Source organism: Marinobacter zhejiangensis, assembly GCF_900114775.1.
Classification (GTDB): domain Bacteria; phylum Pseudomonadota; class Gammaproteobacteria; order Pseudomonadales; family Oleiphilaceae; genus Marinobacter; species Marinobacter zhejiangensis.
Genome location: NZ_FOUE01000011.1, coordinates 1 through 5,229, shown reverse-complemented (window position 1 = coordinate 5,229; position 5,229 = coordinate 1). Strand labels below are relative to the sequence as shown.

The window sequence follows — 5,229 nt, the reverse complement described above, 5'->3', positions numbered from 1 at the left end:
TTAGCGATTTCGCGTTATCCGCAATTGTCTTGGGTGTTATATAGTCAAGCCGCACGAGCAATTAGTACTGGTTAGCTCAACGCCTCACAGCGCTTACACACCCAGCCTATCAACGTCCTGGTCTTGAACGGCTCTTAAGAAGGCTCGAGGCCTTAGGGAGATCTCATCTTGGAAGGGGCTTCCCGCTTAGATGCTTTCAGCGGTTATCCTGTCCGAACATAGCTACCGGGCAATGCTTCTGGCGAAACAACCCGAACACCAGAGGTTCGTCCACTCCGGTCCTCTCGTACTAGGAGCAGCTTTCCTCAAATCTCCAACGTCCACGGCAGATAGGGACCGAACTGTCTCACGACGTTCTAAACCCAGCTCGCGTACCACTTTAAATGGCGAACAGCCATACCCTTGGGACCGGCTTCAGCCCCAGGATGTGATGAGCCGACATCGAGGTGCCAAACACCGCCGTCGATGTGAACTCTTGGGCGGTATCAGCCTGTTATCCCCGGAGTACCTTTTATCCGTTGAGCGATGGCCCTTCCATACAGAACCACCGGATCACTATGACCTGCTTTCGCACCTGCTCGACGTGTCTGTCTCGCAGTCAAGCGGGCTTGTGCCATTACACTAACCGCATGATGTCCGACCATGCTTAGCCCACCTTTGTGCTCCTCCGTTACGCTTTGGGAGGAGACCGCCCCAGTCAAACTACCCACCACACAGTGTCCTCAACCCCGATAAGGGGCCAGAGTTAGAACCTCAAACATGCCAGGCTGGTATTTCAAGGTTGGCTCCACCAGAACTGGCGTCCTGGTTTCAAAGCCTCCCAGCTATCCTACACAAACATGCTCAAAGTTCACTGTGAAGCTATAGTAAAGGTTCACGGGGTCTTTCCGTCTAGCCGCGGATACACCGCATCTTCACGGCGATTTCAATTTCACTGAGTCTCGGGTAGAGACAGCGCCCCCATCGTTACGCCATTCGTGCAGGTCGGAACTTACCCGACAAGGAATTTCGCTACCTTAGGACCGTTATAGTTACGGCCGCCGTTTACCGGGGCTTCGATCAAGAGCTTCGCCGAAGCTAACCCCATCAATTAACCTTCCGGCACCGGGCAGGCGTCACACCCTATACGTCCACTTTCGTGTTTGCAGAGTGCTGTGTTTTTAATAAACAGTCGCAGGGGCCTGGTATCTTCGACCAGCTTCCGCTCCACCCGCAGGGGCTTCACGTACACGCTGGCGTGCCTTCTCCCGAAGTTACGGCACCATTTTGCCTAGTTCCTTTACCCGAGTTCTCTCAAGCGCCTTGGTATTCTCTACCTGACCACCTGTGTCGGTTTGGGGTACGGTCTCAAATCACCTGAAGCTTAGAAGATTTTCCTGGAAGCATGGCATCAATGACTTCATTCCCTAGGGAACTCGTCGTCACGTCTCAGAATTAAGGACCCGGATTTGCCTAAGTCCTCTTCCTACTCGCTTAAACCGGGACAACCGTCGCCCGGCTCACCTAGCCTTCTCCGTCTCTCCATCGCAGTGATTCAAGGTACGGGAATATTAACCCGTTTCCCATCGACTACACCTTTCGGTCTCGCCTTAGGGGCCGACTCACCCTGCGCCGATTAGCGTTGCGCAGGAACCCTTGGTCTTCCGGCGTGGGGGTTTTTCACCCCCATTGTCGTTACTCATGTCAGCATTCGCACTTCTGATACCTCCAGCAAGCTTCTCAACTCACCTTCGCAGGCTTACAGAACGCTCCCCTACCCCGCATACAAAGTATGCAGCCGCAGCTTCGGTGACCAGTTTGAGCCCCGTTACATCTTCCGCGCAGGCCGACTCGACTAGTGAGCTATTACGCTTTCTTTAAAGGGTGGCTGCTTCTAAGCCAACCTCCTAGCTGTCTGAGCCTTCCCACATCGTTTCCCACTTAACTGGTACTTGGGGACCTTAGCTGGCGGTCTGGGTTGTTTCCCTCTTCACGACGGACGTTAGCACCCGCCGTGTGTCTCCCGGATAGTACTCACTGGTATTCGGAGTTTGCATGGGGTTGGTAAGTCGGGATGACCCCCTAGCCCAAACAGTGCTCTACCCCCAGTGGTATTCGTCCGAGGCTCTACCTAAATAGATTTCGGGGAGAACCAGCTATCTCCGGGCTTGATTAGCCTTTCACTCCGATCCACAAGTCATCCCCTGGCTTTTCAACGACAGTGGGTTCGGTCCTCCAGTGCCTGTTACGGCACCTTCAACCTGCTCATGGATAGATCGCCCGGTTTCGGGTCTAATCCCAGCAACTAATTCGCCCTATTCAGACTCGGTTTCCCTACGGCTCCCCTAAACGGTTAACCTCGCTACTGAAATTAAGTCGCTGACCCATTATACAAAAGGTACGCCGTCACAGAACAAGTCTGCTCCGACTGCTTGTACGCATACGGTTTCAGGATCTATTTCACTCCCCTCACAGGGGTTCTTTTCGCCTTTCCCTCACGGTACTGGTTCACTATCGGTCAGTCAGGAGTATTTAGCCTTGGAGGATGGTCCCCCCATATTCAGACAGGATAACACGTGTCCCGTCCTACTCGATTTCACTGAACTCAGGTTTCGGATACGGGGCTATCACCCACTATGGCGGCTCTTTCCAGGGCCTTCTCCTACCAGTTGTTCAGCTTAAGGGCTGGTCCCCGTTCGCTCGCCGCTACTGAGGGAATCTCGGTTGATTTCTTTTCCTCGGGGTACTTAGATGTTTCAGTTCCCCCGGTTCGCCTCTTACACCTATGTATTCAGTGCAAGATACCGACCCGAAAGTCGGTGGGTTTCCCCATTCAGAGATCTCCGGATCAAAGGTTGTTTGCCACCTCCCCGAAGCTTATCGCAGGCTTCCACGTCTTTCATCGCCTCTGACTGCCAAGGCATCCACCGTATGCGCTTAGTTGCTTGACTATATAACCCCAAGACAACTGTGATTCATGCTATTGATCGACTGGTAAACCAGGCGATAAACAGTATGAGACAGTTTCCTTGAAGCGATATAACAACCACTTCAACGACAACACCGGATAACGCTTGAAATCGCTATCATTTGAGAGTTTGATTCTGGAGATAAATCGAATCAAACATCTCGGATGTTTTCTTTCTCATCCACATTGTTAAAGAGCAATTCTGACCCAGTGATCAGAAAGAAGGATTTCATCAAAGTGAAACACTTGTTTCTGCACACTGACACGTGTCAGTAAACTAAATTATGGTGGAGCTAGGCAGGATCGAACTGCCGACCTCCTGCGTGCAAGGCAGGCGCTCTCCCAGCTGAGCTATAGCCCCATTTAAGCTACTTAGAATTTTCATCCGGAGATGGAAATTCTGGTGGGTCTGGGTGGACTTGAACCACCGACCTCACCCTTATCAGGGGTGCGCTCTAACCACCTGAGCTACAGACCCAATGGTATGGGCCTGAAAGACCCTATTGCTCTCTTCTTAAGTTAACCAAGTAATTCGTGTGGACTCTGACCGAGGCTTCGGTATCGTTTAAGGAGGTGATCCAGCCGCAGGTTCCCCTACGGCTACCTTGTTACGACTTCACCCCAGTCATGAACCACACCGTGGTAATCGTCCTCCCGAAGGTTAGACTAACTACTTCTGGTGCAATCCACTCCCATGGTGTGACGGGCGGTGTGTACAAGGCCCGGGAACGTATTCACCGCGACATTCTGATTCGCGATTACTAGCGATTCCGACTTCATGGAGTCGAGTTGCAGACTCCAATCCGGACTACGACGCGTTTTGTGAGATTAGCTCCCCCTCGCGGGTTTGCAGCCCTCTGTGCGCGCCATTGTAGCACGTGTGTAGCCCTGGCCGTAAGGGCCATGATGACCTGACGTCATCCCCACCTTCCTCCGGTTTGTCACCGGCAGTCTCCCTAGAGTTCTCAGCCGAACTGCTAGCAACTAGGGATAGGGGTTGCGCTCGTTACGGGACTTAACCCAACATCTCACGACACGAGCTGACGACGGCCATGCAGCACCTGTCACTGCGTTCCCGAAGGCACCAATCTATCTCTAGAAAGTTCGCAGGATGTCAAGGCCAGGTAAGGTTCTTCGCGTTGCGTCGAATTAAACCACATGCTCCACCGCTTGTGCGGGCCCCCGTCAATTCATTTGAGTTTTAACCTTGCGGCCGTACTCCCCAGGCGGTCTACTTAGTGCGTTAGCTGCGCCACTAAGACTTCAAGAGTCCCAACGGCTAGTAGACATCGTTTACGGCGTGGACTACCAGGGTATCTAATCCTGTTTGCTCCCCACGCTTTCGCACCTCAGTGTCAGTGTTGGTCCAGGTAGCCGCCTTCGCCACTGGTGTTCCTTCCTATATCTACGCATTTCACCGCTACACAGGAAATTCCACTACCCTCTACCACACTCTAGCCTGCCAGTTCGAAATGCCGTTCCCAGGTTAAGCCCGGGGCTTTCACATCTCGCTTAACAAACCACCTACGCGCGCTTTACGCCCAGTAATTCCGATTAACGCTTGCACCCTCCGTATTACCGCGGCTGCTGGCACGGAGTTAGCCGGTGCTTCTTCTGTGAGTAACGTCAATCCAAGCCGATATTAGCGACTTGGCCTTCCTCCTCACTGAAAGTGCTTTACAACCCGAAAGCCTTCTTCACACACGCGGCATGGCTGGATCAGGGTTGCCCCCATTGTCCAATATTCCCCACTGCTGCCTCCCGTAGGAGTTCGGGCCGTGTCTCAGTCCCGATGTGGCTGATCATCCTCTCAGACCAGCTACGGATCGTCGCCTTGGTGGGCCATTACCCCACCAACTAGCTAATCCGACTTAGGCTCATCCAATAGCGCAAGGTCCGAAGATCCCCTGCTTTCCCCCTTAGGGCGTATGCGGTATTAGCAACCGTTTCCGATTGTTGTCCCCCACTACTGGGCAGATTCCTAAGCATTACTCACCCGTCCGCCGCTCGTCAGCGGGTAGCAAGCTACCCCTGTTACCGCTCGACTTGCATGTGTTAAGCCTGCCGCCAGCGTTCAATCTGAGCCATGATCAAACTCTTCAGTTTAAATCATACAGAAGCCGAAGCTTCTAAATCTGCTCAAGACAAAACTCAATGTTCGACGAGTCACTGTCTTGGTATTTCATGTCCGAAATACCTCAGCCAGCGCCCACACGAATTACTTAGTTAACTTTTTAAAGAGCGTTTGAGCCGTTGCTCAATCAAGGCCGCGTATTCTACAG

General features: G+C 52.7%; 2 tRNA genes and 2 rRNA genes. All 4 read right to left on the bottom strand.

Going from position 1 to position 5,229, the window contains the following annotated elements:
* Positions 1 to 40 precede the first annotated feature (40 nt).
* The 4 genes from BMZ67_RS18430 to BMZ67_RS18415 all read right to left on the bottom strand — a co-directional run bounded on the left by BMZ67_RS18430 (position 41) and on the right by BMZ67_RS18415 (position 5,053).
* Positions 41 to 2,930 (bottom strand): 23S ribosomal RNA (locus BMZ67_RS18430).
* Between the two features lie 302 nt (positions 2,931 to 3,232).
* Positions 3,233 to 3,308, bottom strand: a tRNA-Ala gene (locus BMZ67_RS18425).
* A 40-nt stretch (positions 3,309 to 3,348) separates the two neighbouring features.
* Positions 3,349 to 3,425 (bottom strand) — tRNA-Ile (locus BMZ67_RS18420).
* A gap of 88 nt (positions 3,426 to 3,513) precedes the next feature.
* Positions 3,514 to 5,053, bottom strand: a 16S ribosomal RNA gene (locus BMZ67_RS18415).
* The 16S and 23S rRNA genes sit together here with 2 tRNA genes alongside, the layout of an rRNA operon.
* Positions 5,054 to 5,229: the final 176 nt, after the last annotated feature.